12 protein-coding genes are annotated in these 17112 nt (G+C 67.4%); 6 read left to right on the forward strand and 6 right to left on the reverse strand.

Features of this window, described 5'->3' with window-relative positions:
- The first annotated feature begins 62 nt into the window (after positions 1-62).
- Both GXY15_09295 and GXY15_09300 read left to right on the forward strand, forming a co-directional pair.
- Positions 63-830 carry a hypothetical protein gene (locus tag GXY15_09295; protein NLV41403.1) on the forward strand — a complete coding sequence of 256 codons (768 nt, stop codon included), beginning with the start codon at positions 63-65 and terminating at the stop codon, positions 828-830.
- A gap of 116 nt (positions 831-946) precedes the next feature.
- A complete protein-coding gene (locus tag GXY15_09300; protein NLV41404.1) occupies positions 947-2485 on the forward strand; it encodes a long-chain fatty acid--CoA ligase in 1539 nt (512 codons plus the stop codon).
- Between the two features lie 62 nt (positions 2486-2547).
- Here the strand turns inward: GXY15_09300 and GXY15_09305 are convergent, their stop codons facing one another.
- The gene (locus GXY15_09305; GenBank protein NLV41405.1) at positions 2548-4029 is read right to left on the reverse strand and encodes a hypothetical protein; all 1482 of its coding nucleotides are present in this window, start codon (positions 4027-4029) and stop codon (positions 2548-2550) included.
- 300 nt (positions 4030-4329) lie between these two features.
- Here GXY15_09305 and GXY15_09310 point away from each other — a divergent pair, with 300 nt between their 5' ends.
- The gene (locus tag GXY15_09310; protein ID NLV41406.1) at positions 4330-4872 is read left to right on the forward strand and encodes a metal-dependent transcriptional regulator; all 543 of its coding nucleotides are present in this window, start codon (positions 4330-4332) and stop codon (positions 4870-4872) included.
- A 347-nt stretch (positions 4873-5219) separates the two neighbouring features.
- On the opposite strand, the gene GXY15_09315 is transcribed toward GXY15_09310, so the two are convergent.
- The 5 genes from GXY15_09315 to GXY15_09335 all read right to left on the reverse strand — a co-directional run bounded on the left by GXY15_09315 (position 5220) and on the right by GXY15_09335 (position 15195).
- Complete coding sequence (locus tag GXY15_09315; protein NLV41407.1) at positions 5220-8033, reverse strand: class I SAM-dependent DNA methyltransferase; 2814 nt, start codon at positions 8031-8033, stop codon at positions 5220-5222.
- Between the two features lie 183 nt (positions 8034-8216).
- Positions 8217-10175, reverse strand: a complete 1959-nt coding sequence (locus GXY15_09320; GenBank protein NLV41408.1) for a hypothetical protein — start codon at positions 10173-10175, stop codon at positions 8217-8219.
- A gap of 14 nt (positions 10176-10189) precedes the next feature.
- Entirely contained in the window at positions 10190-10999 is an 810-nt protein-coding gene (locus GXY15_09325) for a M48 family metallopeptidase (protein NLV41409.1), read from the reverse strand.
- A gap of 48 nt (positions 11000-11047) precedes the next feature.
- Positions 11048-14566 (reverse strand): DNA polymerase III subunit alpha, encoded by a 3519-nt coding sequence (gene dnaE, locus GXY15_09330; GenBank protein ID NLV41410.1) that lies wholly within the window; start codon positions 14564-14566, stop codon positions 11048-11050.
- Positions 14566-15195 (reverse strand): nicotinamide-nucleotide amidohydrolase family protein, encoded by a 630-nt coding sequence (locus GXY15_09335; protein ID NLV41411.1) that lies wholly within the window; start codon positions 15193-15195, stop codon positions 14566-14568. Before GXY15_09335 ends, dnaE begins: the two co-directional genes overlap by 1 nt.
- Before the next feature lie 43 nt (positions 15196-15238).
- Here GXY15_09335 and GXY15_09340 point away from each other — a divergent pair, with 43 nt between their 5' ends.
- From GXY15_09340 to GXY15_09350, 3 genes are all read left to right on the forward strand, one after another.
- Complete coding sequence (locus tag GXY15_09340) at positions 15239-15466, forward strand: DUF4405 domain-containing protein (protein ID NLV41412.1); 228 nt, start codon at positions 15239-15241, stop codon at positions 15464-15466.
- 18 nt (positions 15467-15484) lie between these two features.
- Entirely contained in the window at positions 15485-16507 is a 1023-nt protein-coding gene (locus GXY15_09345) for a uroporphyrinogen decarboxylase (GenBank protein NLV41413.1), read from the forward strand.
- Positions 16508-16584: 77 nt separating this feature from the next.
- Positions 16585-17112 carry a hypothetical protein gene (locus GXY15_09350; GenBank protein NLV41414.1) on the forward strand — a complete coding sequence of 176 codons (528 nt, stop codon included), beginning with the start codon at positions 16585-16587 and terminating at the stop codon, positions 17110-17112.

Below are 17112 nucleotides of genomic sequence, written 5' to 3' on the forward strand. Positions count from 1 at the left end.
GGCATGCCCTGTGCTAGAGTATGGCGGCTGGAAAAGGGTCCGGCCCCGGAGAAGCGCAGGCAATGAAGAATTGGACAGTGCTGGTGGTTGTGCTGGCGGTCGCCGCGGGGGTTTGCCTTCCCGCCGCCGGGCAGGGCGTGCTTGGCGACATCATGTCGGGGGCTCTGGTCAACCCGGAGCCCGGGGTGTTCGCGTGGTATGACGTGACGGACAAGGCGACGGGGCGCCAGTTTTTCCTGCGGCAGGCCCTGGTGGGGGAGGAGAAGGTCAAGGGGAAGACCGGCTACTGGCTGGAGACGGAAATCATCCCGCAGGTGGGCTATCCCATGATCTGCAAGATGCTCCTCACGGGGCCGGCGTCCGACCCGGCCAACATCCACCGGGTGTTTCTGCGCGACGGCGCGGAGCCCGCCGAGGAGGTGAAGCCGGAGGACGCCCGGTGGGGCGGGGGCGGCGCCATGGCCTCCGGCACCCGCAGCGTGGCGGGGGAGGAGGAGCTCACCACGGCGCAGGGTCCGTTGAAGACGGAGCATGTGGTGTTTGAGCGGGAGGGGGACCGCACGGAGGTGTGGACCAGCGACCAGGCGCGGCCCATGGGCATTGTGCGCCTGGTGTCCAAGGAGGGCGAGCTGATGCTCCGCACGACGGGAAAAGGGGGCCCCGACGCGGAAAGCGCGCTGGACCGCACCTATCCCGCCCCCCCCGGAAGCGACGACACAAAGGTGCAGGTGCAGGTGAGGGGGCAGGAGAAATCCGACCCGCCCGCCGCCGGCGCGCCGCCTGTGCAGAAGAATTTCGGACGCAAAGGCGGGACTTCCCCGGAGAACTGAACACCCCTCCGGCGCGGCGCAACCGGGTCCGTGTCCGGCGCAGGGGACACGCAGTATGCCAGCACCCCAACGGCCGCAACGCCTCCGCCGCGGCCCAACAGAAGGAATGGCCGCCCATGCTGAACCTCGCGCATTTCCTGGACGTCGCCGCGAAGCGCCACGGGGACAGGACGGCGGTCCTGCTGGACCAGATCCGCCTTTCCTATGCGGAGCTGGCGGCGCTCGCCCGGAAGACCGCGTGCATCCTGGGGGATTTCGGCGTGGGCCGGGGGGACCGCGTGGCCATGATGATCCCGAACACCCCGCATTTCCCGGTCATTTACTACGGCATCCTGCGCCGGGGGGCGGTGGTCGTTCCGGTCAATGTGCTTTTTCAGGAGGAGGAAATCCTCCACTATCTCAACGATTCCGGCGCGAAGGTGCTGTTCGCCTTCAAGATGTTCGAGGAACCGGCGCGGAGGGCCTTCGCGCGGGCGCCGGGCTGCGGGCGGCTGGTGATCGTGTCCACGCCCGACGATCTTGCCAAGCCGGAGGTCGGCGACAACTTCATGACCCTGCTGGGCGCCGCGGACGGCCGCTGTGACATCGAGCAGACCATGCCGGACGACACGGCGGTGATCCTGTACACCTCCGGGACCACCGGCTCGCCCAAGGGGGCGGAGCTGACCCACTTCAACATGTTCTTCAACGCCTACCTCGCGTCGCGGGAGATTGTCCGCTGCATGCCCGAGGACGTGTTTCTGGCGGTGCTGCCCCTGTTCCATTCCTTCGGCCAGACCTGCGTCATGAACGCGGCCATCCTGTCCGGGGCGGCGGTGACCATGCTGCCCCGCTTCGAGACGGGCAGGGCGCTGGAGGTCATCGCCCGCGACCGGGTCACCGTGCTGGCCATGGTCCCGACCATGTACTTCTTCCTGCTGAACCTGCCGCAATGGGCGGACTACGACCTGTCCAGCGTGCGCATCGCCATTTCCGGCGGCGCTGCGCTGCCGGAGGACGTCCACCGCCAGTTCCGGGAGCGCTACGGCATCACGCTGCAGGAGGGCTACGGCCTCTCCGAGACCAGTCCCGTCGCGTCGTTCACCTCGGCGGACGAGGCCGTGCGGGTGGGGTCCATCGGGCGGCCCGTCTGGGGCGTGGAGATGGGCATCATGCTTGACGAGGGCGGCCTCGCCAAAGCGGGGGAGACCGGGGAGATCGTCATCCGCGGGCACAACGTCATGAAAGGCTACCTGAACAGCCCCAAGGCGACCGCCGCAGCCATCGTGGACGGGTGGTTCCACACGGGGGACATCGGCCGGCAGGACGCCGACGGCTTCTTCTACATCCTCGACCGCAAGAAGGACCTGATCATCCGCGGGGGCATGAACATTTACCCGCGCGAGATCGAGGAGGTCCTCTACCAGCACCCGGCCGTGCGCGAGGCCTCCGTGGTGGGCATTCCCGACCGCATCCGCGGCGAGGAGGTCAAGGTCTATGTTTCCGCCAAAGAAGGGGAGACGCTTTCGCCCGGGGAAATCCGGGCGTTTCTGGAGAAGCGCATCGCCCGGTACAAGTGGCCGAGGGAGGTGGAGGTGCTGGAGGACCTGCCCAAGGGCCCCACGGGCAAGATTCTCAAGCGCGAGCTCAAACAGCGCGGGGCGGAGCAGGACTGAGTCGTCAAAAACACGCGGGGCGCCGGAAGAGTCTTCCGGCGCCCCGCCTCGTTAACCAGTCATCAGACGGCGCCGGACACCCACTCGGCGATGCCCTTCATGTCGCCGGGCACGCTCACGCGCAGCTCGTTCCAGGGGCCCTTGCCGCCCAAAGTCACCTCGGCGTTGACCTCGGACAGGTCCACCGTGGCGGGCAGGGGCAGCGCGGCCGCGGCCTCGGGGGAAACCTTGCCGCCATTAATGGCGATAAAGCCGTTGTTGCCCCGGTCCAGGGTCTTCTGGGCGACCGGCGTCGCGGAGGCCCCCGCGTCCAGCTTCTCCAGCGAGGCTTTGAGCGCGTCCATGTTGGTCGTGGCGATGACGGAGGTCTCCTTCGTCGCCAGGAAGACGCTCAGCCCCTCTCGGATGTTCTCAAACGCGTAGATGTCCGCGCCGTTGATCTGCTCCTTGGGGCCGTCCTTCGCGCCCGCCATGCCCATCAGCATCTTGATGCTTTCCGGCTTGGCGACGTCCATGGCCAGCATCCCGTCCGGCATGCCGTTGTTGACGCCCGTGAGCGCCAGGCCCACCTCCTTGCCGATCATGCCGGAAATCAGGCTGATGTACATGCCCACCTGGGCCGCCTGCGGGCTCGCCATGATCAGCGGGCGGACCGCCTGCATGAAGGCGGCGTCGTTGCGCAGGTTGAGGACCACCGGCGAGTTCTCCGGGAAGAGCGTGTGCATCTTCAGGGCCTCCGCCGGGGGCGTCACCGCGCCGGACGGCGCGGCCATCGCCAGGCGGACGTAGGACTCGCCCTGCGCCTCGCCCGCCGCCAGGACCACCTCGCCCATGATGCCCTTGAGGTAGTCATAGACCGAGGCCAGCGGCTGGCCGTTCGGCGCGGTGGCGGGGAACACGCCCGCGTCCTGCAGCCGCGTGACGGAGGTGACCAGCGCGATCTCGGCGCCCGTCTCGTAGGGGGACTGGTAGGGGGCCGCGGCGCGGGCGGCCATGCCTTTAATCATGTCCGTGGTGGAGCCCAGGAGCACCTTGTCCGCCAGGATGGCAAACCCGAGCTTCTGGGTGTCGTTGAAGAAGCCCTTCGCGTCGCCCTCGGCGTACTCGGCGGGGTCGCTGTCGAAGATGCTCTTCATCTTGTCCGCGGCCGCCTCGGCGCTGGCCACGGGGATCAGCGCGCCGTACTCGTCCATACCCGCCCCAGGCTTCTTCAGGAAAAGGGCGGCCGGCTTCGAGGTGTCCAGCCCGGCGGCCTTGAAAACCTCCGACAACGGCGCTCCGGGGGCCACGCCGAGTTTCGCGGGCAGGTCGCCCAGCATGCCGGTCAGTTCGCCCACGGCATCGAAGCCCGCGGCCTCCGCCACCGGGGCGGCCTTCTGCTCCAGGAAGTCAATCGAGGGCAGGTAGAGCGCGGCCGTGGCGCCCTCCGGGAAATATCCCAGCGGGTTCTGGGCCTGGGCTGTCACGGCCCCCGCGCACACCGCCAGTGCGGCCAAGAGCAGGCCGGTCACGCCCTTCAATACCCGTTTGTCGCGCTTCATCATGATCCTCGTTCCTCTCGTGTGAATGGTTGTTCTCGGGGCGGTTCCCCTTGTGGGGATCTTTCCGCCGCTGTGTTGGACCCGTCCGGACACCCCCGGGTTTCCCCGGCGGAGCGGAGACTCTGCCAGAAAGGGGCGGGAAAAGGCAACCTGCCCCGCCGTTTGCCGCGCCCTGCCGAAGTTGCGCCCCCTGTCGGGGAATTCAGTATAATGTCCATCCGTTAGGCGCGGCGACGGGTTGTTTTCATGCGGGCACCGGTGCGCGGCCCCGCCCCGGCGCGCGCAGGCATGGAGAACACCGCCATGACAGGCTCCCCGCGGCAGCAGGACAAACGGCCCCCCGCAAAGGCGGGCGCCAAGGGCGCAAAGGCCGGACGCCGCCGCGACACGGGGCACGACACCCTCTCGCACTCGCGCGCCCATTACCTGATGGCCATAGACACGCTGCGGTCCAGCCTGGGCTACGCGCGCACCACCGACGTCGCCGAGATGCTGGAGGTGTCCCGGGGCGCTGCGTCCATGGCCCTCGCGCAGCTCAAGAAACGGGGCTGGGTGGCCGAGGACCCGAACCGCTTCCTGCTGCTCACGGAGGAGGGCCGCCAGATCACCGAGCTGGTCTCCGAGAACTTCGCCATTCTTTCCCGCTTCCTGGAGGTTGTCCTGGGCGTGGCCAAAGACCGCGCCACCGCCGACGCCTGCAAGATGGAGCACCTCGTCAGCCTGGAGACCAGCCGCCGCCTCCAATGGCTCACGCAGTACGTCGAGGGCGACGGCGCGGCCCCCCTGCGCAAGCACATGAAAGAGTTCAAGGCCGGCGCCGCCGGCGTGGACCTGGAGAACCTGTAGGGCAGTCCCGGGGTCGTATGCGGCATTTTCAAGAGGGGAGCCGTCCCATTCGGAGAGACGGAGGGGAACAAGGGCAGACCAAAGCGCTGGAAGCGCGGCATTCAACAGCCCGGGGCGTGAGCCCCGGGAAGAAAGCGCCCCCCACCCCAGTCCCGGGAGCCCCGAAGGGGCGGCACAAAGACCTTCCGCGCTTGTGCCGCGCCTTCGGCGCTTCGGAACGTGGTGTGGACAGCTGCTCCTCGGCGGTTGGAGTTCCAGCCCGTGTCCCCTCAAAAAGGGCTTCCGCCGCTACTTGACCAGGATACGGGCGTTGTCCGAAAAGGGGCAGGGGGTTTCCAGACCGCGCCCTATTTCTCCCGGGGGCGGCGCTTCTTCTTCGTCTCAGCAAGCGCGAGCGGGGCGGTCAACTGCTCATACAACTGAAACAGATACTCGACCCGTTCCCGCTCGCTGTTGAATGGCGCGGCCCGGTAGCACCGGTCCACCGCCCGGTCCAGAGCCTGATGCGCTTTGAGCAGTGGCGCAGGCATGGTAAGAGGATCATAGAGGTCCGCCAGTGTCGCGCCTTTGTCTATGAACCCAGCACGGACATCCAACACCTTATGGGCGCAGTCGGCGATCTGTGTTAGCAGTGTTGTCGTGGCGATCTCGGGCCAAGGGAAGTTGTTGTAAACAAGGGAATTGGAGTAGCTATAGTCCGACTTCAACCGTCCGCACACCTGCCTCATCCAAGCCATGTGCATCAGGCTGGTGAGGATGCCAAAGTGGAAGACGGTTGCATCCGGCACAAATTGGATTTTGTTGCTGCAGATGACATCGTTGGACAGGTAGGCCATGGGGACATAAAGGCGGCGTTCCGAGGATACTTCCGGGATGGCCAGATACGGCGAATCCGGTTGGGCAATCTGCCGGAAAAGGGTCGGAAAGTCAGCATACCGGCGGGTGGAGGCTGCCTTGCTGGCCAACCGGAACGCGCGCACGCGCTTTATGCGCTCCGTCACCAAGGGGAGTGTGGCCAGTTCCTGCGGGGCTGCATCCTTGAGCCAAAGGCAGTAACGCTCCCGTTCGTTGATGAAGTCCCCGCCACTCATGTAGCGGCGAACAAACTTGGCCGCCCCGGGCTCCTTTCGGAGCAGTTCGTCCCGCTCCTCCGGGGAAAGGATCAGGTGCCCCCCGTCGGTTGGTTTGTTGCCCCACAACATGCGGGGAACGCGGCACAGGGGGGCGGTCCGGTTGGTGACGGCCAGATCGGCCCCCTCGATCAGGTACGGGCTGATATTCGAGACAACCTCCTCCTGTGCCTCTCCGCCAATGTCCTGATAGTCAAAAAGCCGTTTCGGGCCGCGCTCGAGAACCCCAAAACCGATAATGACCACATGGACGTGGGCACGTCCTCTGGCCTCGCTCTGCCAGGCAAAGGTGCGGTGGGCAAACAGGATTTTGAGCTGGTAGCGGTTGAAGAGCTCCGACCACAAAATGCCGACCTGCTCTCCCTGCGTGATGGAATTCGTCGAGACAAACGCGCAGGGAGTGGGGCGTTCCTTGATGTATTCGGCGGCCTTTACATACCAGTTGCAGACATAATCAAGGACTCCCCGGGCGCCAACATTGGCCAAGACCGTTTGCTGGTCCTCTTTTTGTTCCTCGGTCTGGTAGTGATGCCCGACAAAAGGCGGATTCCCGAGAACAAACGAGCATTCCTCCGCAGGGAGAAGGTCGTTCCAGTCCATGCGGAGGGCGTTGGCGCAGCGAATGTGGGGGGTGGCCTTGAGGGGAATGCGCTGGAACATGACGCCGGTACTGAGGCTGAGTTCCACGTTCATCTGGTGGTCGGTGAGCCAGAGGGCGGTTTCGGCGATGCGGGCGGGCCATTCCCCGATCTCAATGCCGTAGAACTGGTTGACATCGGTTTTTGCCCAATGCCCACCCTCGCCCAGGTTTATTTCCTGCGCGCGGTTGCTGAAATCGTACAGGGCATCGAGGGCGCGGTGTTCGAGACGGCGCAGTTCCCGGTAGGCGATGACGAGGAAGTTGCCGCACCCGCAGGCGGGGTCGAGGAAGCGGAGCCCGGCGAGCTTGTCGCGGAAGGCCTCCAGCCGTTTGTTGCGGTGCCCCGGGCGGTTGTCCTTTCTGATCTGCTCAAACTCCGCGTGGAGTTCATCCAGAAAGAGGGGGCGTATGAGCTTGAGAATGTCGCGCTCGGAGGTGTAGTGGGCGCCGATCTGACGGCGCTCCCGGCCGTCCATGATGCCCTGAAACAGGGAGCCGAAGACGGCGGGGGAGATGCGCGACCAGTCAAACCGGCAGGCGGCGATCAGGCTGTTGCGCATGTCGCGGTTGAAACTGGCGGTGTGGAGGGGATTGGCGAAGAGGTCCCCGTTGATGTAGGGGAATTCGGCCAGGTCCTCGTCCAGGTGGGAACCTCTCTTCTCCAGCGGCGTGTCGAGCACCTCGAAGAGGTGGTTGAGCTGCGCGCCCAGGTCGGAGCCGTCCTCGCGGGTCCGGTTCTGGAGGAACAGGTCAAACTGGTTGGTGTCAAAGATGCCGGTGTCGTCGGCAAAGAGGCAGAAGAGCAGCCGCACCAGCAGCCGCTCCAGTTCCGGCCCCGTGTAGTTGCCCGCCTCGATGGTGTCGTGAAGCCGCGCCATGATGGCGGCGGCCTCAAGATTCGCGGGGTCCTCCTCGCCGAAGGTGTGCGTCTTCTGTCCGAGGAAGAAGGCAAAATGCTTGATGTGCTTGTGGAGATTCTGAAGGCGAAACTCGAATCCCCCATCCCCCTCTTCCCCCTCCAGATCATAGAGAACCATGCGGGCGAAGTCGGAGACGATGACATAGCGGGGGATTTCGCTTTCCCGGCCCGAGGAGGCCAGTTCCCCGATATAGGCGAAGGCCTGGGACTCCGCTTTGTCCAGGGGCTGTCCGGCGCTCTTGTGCTCCGCCAGCAAAGTGCCCGGCCAGAAAAGGTCAATGCGGTGATGGGTGTTCTTGAGGCTCTTGACCCGTTCCTCGAACGAAGCCACCAGCCTGCGCTTCTTTCCGAAGACGGTGAAGAACTCGTTCCAGAAGGTCTGCGCCTCGGCGCGCTCATCCCCGGCGCCCTTCCAGTCCCTTGAGAACGTGATGGCACGCGACCGTATCTCGTTCCAGGAAAGGCTCTGCATGCGCTGTCTCCTCCCGACCCTGCCGGTTCATACCCAACAACGATTTGCTGTGTGCGGATGCCCTCCGGTGTGTGTCCCGGCGTGGAAAGGCCGCCGGGACGGCGGCGCTACGGAAGACAGGCGCTTCACGAGCCCATTATCCCTGTTCGCATTGATGGGGTCAAGATTGACGCAAAGGCGCCGCTACTTGACCAGGATACGGGCTGCGACCGTGGGGCCTTGGGGGATTCCGGCGCGGAGTTTTACCCAGTGGCCGCCTTCGGGCTCTTCGATCGGGGCTTCGGGGAGGGTTAGGGTGGCATCGAGGGGGACGCGCCCGCCGGGGGCCACGCGCAGGGGGAGGGTGTCCGGCGTGAGGGTCCAGCCTTCGGGGAGGGACTCGGCGCGGAGTTCGCCCTCGAAGCCGGAGTCGCCGAAATTGTAGGCGTACATGCGGACGGGGGCGGGCTTTCCGGCGGGGAGGGCGTAGTCGTGCTCGTCGGTCCAGCCAATGGTGTTGCGGACCACTTCCGCGCCGGGGAAACTGAGCTGCAGCACGACGGGCAGGGGCTCCCCTTCGCGTCGGGGTACCGCGGGCGGCGGGGTGAGCGGAAGGGCGTCCGCCGCACCGCGCGGGCAGGTTAAGAAGACAGGGGCGGACACGGCCCTGTCGGGCCGTTGCACGGCGCGGCCGAGGCAGTCATGGCAGACCGCACCGGGGGCGAAATCGGCGGGCAGGGGCCAGGGGGCCTCGCACTTGCCGCGTTCGGCCCAGTCCACGGGGCGCTCGGCCCAGACCACCACGACATCGCGGGCGTCGGCGCCCTCCGGTGACCGGAACGCCACCACGCGGGTGTCGGGCTGGCCGGGCGGGGTCCACGCGCCGAGGCAGCGGGTGCCCGCGAGGCGCCGGCCAAGATTGGCCAGAGCCACATAGCCCGGCCGGGGCGTCATGTCCTCGCGGAGGAGGCCGAACTGGATGCGGTTGCCGCCGTGCTCCTCCTTGTACTGGCCGAGGATGAAGTGAAAGCACTTCTCCGCGCCTGCGGCGAGGGCCTGGGCGTACTCCTGGGCGACGAACTGCGCCTTGAGCGCGGCGTCGGCGGGGGGCAGGTCGAGGTGGGGCATGCCGGGCGGCGAGGCGATGCCCCGGTCGCTTTCGGTGACCCAGACCGGGCGTCCGGACGCGGCGTCGCGGGCCCCGGCCCACAGGCGGTCGTAGTCATGGCACCAGTCGTAGGAGTGCATGGCGTAGACGTCGAAGTAGGGCCAGGTCTCATTTTCCAGCACACTGCGGACGAGGCCGGGGGTGTTGACTCCGGCAATGGGCTGCCAGAAGACCAGGGTTTCGGGCCGGCCTGCCTTGAACCCCAGGCAGGCGGCCTTCTGCCACGCGCAGATGTCCGACCCCGGCCACCCGCCGAAGGATTTGGCATTGGCCTCATTCCAGGGCTCCCACGCGGGAACCCGCGCGCCGAAACGGGCCGACGCCAACCGGCAGAAGGCGTGCAGTCTCCGGAGGTCCGGAACGCCGTCCGCGTCGCGGACGCGCGGGGGCATGTCGTGGAACACCTGGAGCAGTTTCAGCCCCGCCCCGCTCTGGAGGTCGGCGGTCGCGTCGTAGCGCGTGGACTCCGCGGGGCGGCCCTCCTCCGGCTCCACCTCGCGCCAGCGCAGGCGGTCGCGCACCCAGCGCACCCCCGCGAGGGCGGCGATGTGCGTCATGGCCCGCCAGGCCTCCGGCGAGTCCGGGGCCACCCACGACAGGGCGACATCCAGCGCCACGGGGGAGTCTTCCGGCAACGGCACCGGCAGGATATCCAGCACGGCGGCGGTGGTCCAGCCGAGGGGCTGCCCGTCGGCGGCGCGGAAGACCACCTGATACCAGCCGACCCCAGGGGCCGGTTCCGGCGTCAGCACGCCCTCCGTGACTGTTCCCGTCGCCACCTCGCGGCCCGCGTCATCCAGCAGGACGGCGTCAGCGGCGCCCGCCACGGCGGCGGGCACGGGGATGCGGACAGAGACCCCGGTCAGGAAGACATTGCCCGGCGCGGGCAGGCACACCGTCTCCTCCAGGGTGTAGGCCACGGGCGGGGGCGTCTGCGCGGCGGCGGGCACCAGGGGGCACAGCAACAGGGCGAGGGCCAGAAAACGCGCGGGCATGGGGAGTCCTCCGCTCAGGGCTGGCGGTAATACTGCATGGCCTCGGGGATCATCTGCTGGATGGCGGCGATGCGGTTCGCCGGGGCCGGGTGCGTGGAGAGGAACTCCGGCGGGCGCTCGCCGCCCGAGGCGTTCATGCGCTCCCAGAGGGGGACGGCGGCATGGGGGTCGTAGCCCGCCATGGCCATGAGGATGAGGCCGATGCGGTCGGCCTCGTACTCCATGTTGCGGCTGAAGGGCAGCACGACGCCCACATTGGTCACCAGCCCGGCGGACTGGAGGAAGAGGTCGCGGGTCTGCGCGGGCTTTGACGCGAGGGCGGCCGAGAGCGCCGCGCCGCCCATCTCGAGGGCGAGGGCCTGGCTCATGCGCTCCGCGCCGTGGCGCGCGATGGCGTGGGCGATCTCGTGGGCCATGATCACGGCGAGGCCGTTGTCGTCCTGCGCCACGGGGAGGATGCCGGTGTAGACGGCCACCTTGCCGCCGGGCATGCACCATGCGTTCACCGTGTCATCCTCCTGGATGACGATGAACTCCCACTGGAAACCCGACGTCCGGCCCTGCGCCGCGAGGTGCTGGTCCGCGGCGCGTGCGATGCGCGCGCCGATGTCCGTCACCCGCTGGTTGGTTCCGGCGTCCGCGCACAGCGGCTCCGTCTGCTTGACCTCCTGGAACTGCTGCACGCCGAGAGTGTTCATTTCTCCGTCGCCGACGAGCAGCAGCTGGTTGCGGCCCACAAAGGGGACGGTCTCGCAGGCCGTCGCCAGCACCAGCACCGCGCCGGCGGCGGCGGCCATCAGGCTTCTCTTCCACAAAGTGCGCATGGTCTTCAGTCTCCTGTTTTCCGGCGGCGTCCGCCGCGCGGGGGGTGTTCAGTTTCTGGCGGCGCCCTGCCGCTGCTTCCATCGGGGGAGGTCCGGCGCGGGGTCGGGCCGCCGGTGCGACGGCAGCCCCATCCCCCCGGAGAAGAACGCGGTGTCCTCGCCGAGGAGCGTCTCCAGCAGGGGGCGCAGCGCGCGGGCGTTCGACACGCGGCAGGACTCCGGCGCATGGACCACCACCTCGTCGTCGTTCGCCATGCGGCAGTGCAGGTAGACATCGCAGGGGCCGGGATGCGCGGCCAGCGCCTCGGCGACCCTTCGGAGGGCCTCGGGGTTCTGGTGGGGGATTTCCAGCCGCACATGCAGGGCCCGGGTCAGGTTCCGCTCCGCGTCGTCAATGAGCATGATGTCCTCGACGAGGTACGAGAGGCGCTCGTTCCGGAAGTTGGCCCTGGCGCGGGCGATGACCACCATGTCCACCTCCATGAGGTGGGCCTTCTGCCGATAGATCTCCGAGAAGGCCGTCAGCTCGCAGGAGCCCCGCAGGGTCTCCAGGGTGACGAAGGCCATGGGGTCGCCCTTCTTCGTCGAGATGCGCCGGATGTTGGTGATGACGCCCGCCAGCACGCGCTCCTCGCCCTCGCGGGGTTCCCGGGCCAGCACTGCCGGCGGCGTTCCGTAATGTTCAATGATGTCCCGGTGGAGCCAGAGGGGGTGCGAGGTGATGTAGAGGCCCAGCACCTCCTTCTCCGCCTCCCAGAGCTGGTGGTCCGGCCATTCCGGGAGCGCCGGCTTCTCGTACATGCCGGCCAGCTCCTCCGCCATGCCGCCCATCTCGAAGAGGGAAGTCTGCCCCGCCAGCTGGTCCCGCTGGAAGAGCTGGCTCTCCGAGACCGCCCTTTCCATGGCCGCCTCCACCTGGCGGCGGTTCCAGCCGGTGCCCAGAAACGCGCCCGCCTTGTTCAGGCTCTCCAGCACGCGCATGTTGGCCACCTGGGGGGTCAGGCGCTTGCAGAAGTCGTAGATGTCGCGGTAGGGGCCGTTCGTGTCGCGTTCCCGGACAATTTCCTTGCAGGGCGCCTCGCCGACGTTGCGCACGGAGCCGAGGCCGAAGCGGATGAGCCCGCTGTCCACGGTGAAGCCCTGCCTGCTCCCGTTGATGTCCGGGGGCAGTACCTCGATGCCCATGCGGCGGCATTCCTCGATGTAGACCGCCGTCTTCTCCAGGTTGCCGGTTTCGCCGGTGAGCAGTGCGCTCATGAACTCCAGGGGGTAATTGGCCTTGAGGTAGGCGGTCTGGTAGGCCACGAGGGCGTAGGCCGCGCTGTGGGACTTGTTGAACCCGTAGCCGGAGAAAGTCTCGATCTTGTTCCAGAGGGTCTCCGCGAGGGGCTTGGCGATTCCGTTCGCCACGCAGCCCCTGACGAAGCCCTCCTTTTGTCTGTCCAGCTCCTCCTGCTTCTTTTTGCTCATGGCGCGGCGCACGATGTCCGCGGCGCCCAGGGTGAATCCGGCGCAGGCCTGGGTCATCTGCATGACCTGCTCCTGGTACACCGGGATGCCGTAGGTCTCCTTGAGGACCGGCTCCAGCAGGGGGTGCTCATACTGGATTTTGGACGGGTCGAACTTGTTCGCGATGTAGTTCGGGATGAGGGCCATGGGGCCGGGGCGGTAGAGGGCGACCAGGGCGCTCATCTCCTCCAGGGACTGGAGGCCGATGTTTTTGGCCAGGTCGCGCATGCCCGGGCTTTCCAGCTGGAAGATGCCCATGGTCTGCCCGGAGCGCAGGAGGGCGTAGGTGGTGTCGTCGTCCAGGGGGAGGTTGTCCAAATCCACCTCCACGCCCCGGTTCCGCCGGATCATCTCCACGGCGTCATGGATCATGGTGAGGGTGCGCAGGCCCAGGAAGTCCATCTTCAGCAGGCCGATCTTCTCCACGCAGGACATGTCCATCTGCGTGGACACGGTTTCGGTGCTGTTGTCCTTGTAGAGGGCCACGTGGTCCGTGAGCGCGTGGTCGCAGATGACCACGCCGGCGGCGTGGGTGCCGATGGACTTGATCGTCCCCTCGAGGCGCCCGGCCAGGCGCCACAGGCGGGCCACCTGGCGGTCCTCGTCCACGAGCCGCCGGATTTCGGCGTCGCCCTCGTAGGCCGTTTTCAGGGTGGCCTTCGGGTCGGCGGGGAGCATGCCGGCGAGGCGGTTCACGTCGTTGAGCGGCATGCCCAGCACGCGGCCCACGCTGCGCACGACGTCCTTCATCAGCATGCGGCCGAAGGTGGCGATCTGGCTGACGTTGTCCGACCCGTATTTCTCCTTCGCGTAGGCGATCATCTCCGGGCGCCTTTCGAAGCAGAAGTCAATGTCGAAGTCCGGCATGCTGACGCGCTCGGGGTTGAGGAAGCGCTCAAAGAGGAGGTTGTAGCGCATGGGGTCGAGGTTCGTGATGCGCAGGGCGTAGGCGACGATGCTGCCCGCGCCCGAGCCGCGGCCCGGCCCCACGGCGATCCCCACTTTCCGGGCGTGCCGGATCAGGTCCCAGACCACGAGGAAGTAGTCCACGAAGTTCATCTGCTCGATGACGCCGCACTCGAAGTCCGCGCGCCTCCGGTGGGTTTCCGGCGGCGGGCTGCCGTAGCGCGCCGTGAGCCCCTCCGCCACCAGGTGGCGCAGGTAGGCCGCCTTCTCCCAGCCCTCCGGCACGGTGTAGTCCGGGATGAGGCGGAGCCCTTCGGGAATCACCAGGTTGCAGCGCTCCGCCACGGCCAAAGTGTTTTCCAGCGCCTCGGGCCAGCGCGCGAAGCGGCTGCGCATCTCCTCCGGCGGGCGGAAGAAGAACTCGTCGTTCGGCAGGCGCATCCGGTCGGCGTCGTCCAGCGACTTGTGCGTCTCCAGGCACAGGAGCACGTCGTGGGCCTCGCTGTCCGCCCGGTCCGTGTAGTGGCTGTCGTTCGTGGCCACCGTCAGCAGGCCGCGCCGCGCCGCGATCTTCACCAGCTCCGCGTTGACCCGTTCCTGCTCCTCCATGCCGTGGTTCATCAGCTCGATGAGGAAGTTTTCCGGGCCGAACATCTCGGCGTACTTCGCCGCCGCGCGGTCCGCGGCGTCCAGGTCCCCTCCCAGGATGTGCCGGGCGATGCGGCCGCTGAGGCAGGCGGAGGAGAAGATCAGGCCCGCCCGGTGGCGGTCGAGGGTCTCATCGTCCACCCGGGGTTTGTAGTGCATGCCGTCCAGGTGCGCGATGCTGCTGAGGCGGCACAGGTTGTGCCAGCCCTCCTCGTCCCTGCACAGGGCCACCAGGTGCTCCGCCGCCGCGCGCGCGCTCTTGGCGCTCTTGTCCCCCAGGGTGGTGGGGGAGACATACAGCTCGCAGCCGATGATGGGCTTGATCCCCGCCGCCCGCGCGGTCTGGTAGAAGTCGAAGACGCCAAAGAGCACGCCGTGGTCGGTCACCGCGCACGCCGGAATGCCGTAGTCCTTGCAGCGCGCAATGATTTCCTTGGGCTTGCTCAGGCCGTCCAGCTTGCTGTAGTGCGTGTGGACGTGCAGGGGGATGTACGGTTCGGCCATCAGGTGAACAACTCCAGCACCATGTCGAGCGCGGCTTCCGCGGTCCGCTTCTTGACGGCGCCGCGCGTTCCCGAGAACCGGAACTCCCGGCACGCCGTTCTGCCGTCCGGGCTGGCCGCCGCGATGTAGACCAGCCCCACGGGCTTCTCCGTCGTGCCGCCGCCGGGCCCCGCGATGCCCGTCACCGCGAGGCCGTAGTCCGCCCCGAGGCGACGGCGCACCCCCTCCGCCATGGCGGTGGCCGTCTCGGCGCTCACCGCCCCGTTCGCCGCCAGCACGTCCGGCGGCACGCCCAGGATCGTCTCCTTCACCCGGTTGCTGTACGCCACCACCCCCCCGACAAAGAAGCCGGAGGCCCCGGAGACGTTGGTGAGCAGGTGGGCGATCAGCCCGCCCGTGCAGGATTCCGCCGTCGCCAGCGTGCTGCCGGACTCCAGGAACCAGGTGACGGTCTGCTGCTCAATCGAGGATGAATCAGCCATACCCTTGTTCCTCCATGAACGCTTCCACCGGCGGCGCACGCCGCCGGCCGCGCGCGGTGTTTCAGCCCGATGGCCAGTGTAGCAAACCGGGGGGGGCTTTTCCATCCCGGGCACCGTTGGAAAACAGGCGTTTCCCGCGGGTATCATGGCCGGAACCGGACGGGAACGCCCGAAAGAAGGAAACCGCAAGATGTTGAAGGCTAAATGGTTAAAGGTTGTGAACGTACTGCTGGCCCTGTCGTTTCTGACCCAGGCCGGCTCGGGAATCTTCAAGCACTCCCTGTCCCATGACGCCTTTGAGGCGCTGCATGAGGGCGGCGGGTGGGTGCTGGTTGCCCTGGCGGCGGCGCATGTCGTCCTGAACTGGTCGTGGATCCGCGCACAGATGCTGCCCGGAGCCCGCAAGACCGCCGCCTAAACAAAGGAAAAAGCCCCCATGACGGGACGGGAACGCATTCTGGCGTGCATTGAAAACGGACGTGCGGACCGGCTGCCGTTCATGCCCATCACCATGATGTTCGCGGCGGATCTGACCGGAAAGCCCTACGGGCAGTACGCCACGGACCACCGGGTGCTGGCGGAGGGCCAGCTCCGGGTGGCGGAGCGGTTTGGGGCGGATTTTGTCTCTACCATCTCCGACCCGGCCCGCGAGGCGGCGGACTGCGGGGCGCGGGTGGTCTTTTTTGACGACCAACCCCCGGCGCTGGATGAGGGAAACGCCCTGCTGGCGGACACGGCGGCGCTGAAGGGGCTGAAGGTGCCGGACCCGCTGGGCGGGGGGCGCATGACGGACCGTATCCAGGGCCTGGCGCTGCTGCGGGAGCGGGTGGGCCGGGACCTGCTGGTGGAGGGCTGGGTGGAGGGCCCCTGCGCGCTGGGCGCGGACCTGCGCGGCATCAACGCGATCATGATGGACTTTTTTGAGGATCCGGGGTTTGCCACGGACCTCATGACGTTCTGCGTGGAGACGGCGCTGGGCTTCGCGCGGGAGCAGATCGCGGCGGGGGCGGACCTCATCGGCCTGGGCGACGCGGCGGCGTCGCTGGTGGGGCCTGCGGTGTATGAGGAGCATGTGTGGCCCCTGGAGAAGCGGCTGGTGGAGGGGATTCAGGCGATGGGCGGCCGGGTGCGCCTGCACATCTGCGGGAACACCAACCCCCTTCTGGAGGGCATGGGCCGGCTGGGCTGCGAGATTGTGGATTTGGACTACATGGTGTCCATGGCGGCGGCGCGCGCCGCCATGGGGCCGAAGCAGACCCTGCTGGGGAACATCGAGCCTGCGGGCGTCCTGCGCAACGGCACCTCGGACGCGGTGCGGGCGGCGCTGGGGGCGTGTCATGGCGACTGCGGCGATCCGTATATTGTGGGGGCGGGCTGCGAAGTGGTCCGCGACACGCCCCACGTGAATCTGGACACCATGGCGGAATACGCGCGCGGGGGCGCCAAGTCGGCTTTTTAGCCTTATTGCGCGCCGGTTGACGGTTTCCGAAAACGCATGGTAAAGTTTTTATGGTGGTGAATTAGGAAAGTTTCCCCATGCTCTCGTTCCTGAAAGTCAAATGCCCGCACTGCGGAGCCGAAGGCCATCTGGTGGCGCCGCCCGTCGGCGCCATCGTGGTCGGCGAGTGCCCGAAGTGCGCGGAGATGGTGGTCCTCTTCGGCGGGGAGGTGCTCCCCCTGGAGAAGGCCCGCATGACGCCGGGATCGGAGGAGGCGCGCCGCCACCTGATGGACGTCATCGCCCGCCGCCTGTGGGGCAGAATCAAGCAGGATTTCCCGGAAAAGGCCGCCGGGAAATCGCCGGAGCTCTCCTCTCCGCCGGGAAACGCGCCGCACTTCATGTCCGACGGACCGCCCTCCCCGGAACCCGGCGCCCATGCGCCGCGTTCGGAGCGGCCGCGCCCCGAGGCACCCCGCGCGGAGAAACGCCGCCCCGCGCCCGAGGGCGGCGGGGGCCGGTTCAAGGGCAGGGGCCTCATCACGCGGGAGGAGATGGAGCACTACGCCCGCGTGGAGCTGGACCTGCTGGACGACAAGGAGTTTTTCAAGGCGACCTTCGGCTGA

The organism is Candidatus Hydrogenedentota bacterium (genome assembly GCA_012730045.1).
Lineage (GTDB): Bacteria > Hydrogenedentota > Hydrogenedentia > Hydrogenedentales > CAITNO01 > JAAYBR01.

Coding starts and splice junctions, on each gene's coding strand:
- GXY15_09295 (NLV41403.1), top strand. CDS start 63: ATGAAGAATTGGACAGTGCTGGTGGTTGTGCTGGCGGTCGCCGCGGGG.
- GXY15_09300 (NLV41404.1), top strand. CDS start 947: ATGCTGAACCTCGCGCATTTCCTGGACGTCGCCGCGAAGCGCCACGGG.
- GXY15_09305 (NLV41405.1), bottom strand. CDS start 4,029: ATGATGAAGCGCGACAAACGGGTATTGAAGGGCGTGACCGGCCTGCTC.
- GXY15_09310 (NLV41406.1), top strand. CDS start 4,330: ATGACAGGCTCCCCGCGGCAGCAGGACAAACGGCCCCCCGCAAAGGCG.
- GXY15_09315 (NLV41407.1), bottom strand. CDS start 8,033: ATGCAGAGCCTTTCCTGGAACGAGATACGGTCGCGTGCCATCACGTTC.
- GXY15_09320 (NLV41408.1), bottom strand. CDS start 10,175: ATGCCCGCGCGTTTTCTGGCCCTCGCCCTGTTGCTGTGCCCCCTGGTG.
- GXY15_09325 (NLV41409.1), bottom strand. CDS start 10,999: ATGCGCACTTTGTGGAAGAGAAGCCTGATGGCCGCCGCCGCCGGCGCG.
- dnaE (NLV41410.1), bottom strand. CDS start 14,566: ATGGCCGAACCGTACATCCCCCTGCACGTCCACACGCACTACAGCAAG.
- GXY15_09335 (NLV41411.1), bottom strand. CDS start 15,195: ATGATACCCGCGGGAAACGCCTGTTTTCCAACGGTGCCCGGGATGGAA.
- GXY15_09340 (NLV41412.1), top strand. CDS start 15,239: ATGTTGAAGGCTAAATGGTTAAAGGTTGTGAACGTACTGCTGGCCCTG.
- GXY15_09345 (NLV41413.1), top strand. CDS start 15,485: ATGACGGGACGGGAACGCATTCTGGCGTGCATTGAAAACGGACGTGCG.
- GXY15_09350 (NLV41414.1), top strand. CDS start 16,585: ATGCTCTCGTTCCTGAAAGTCAAATGCCCGCACTGCGGAGCCGAAGGC.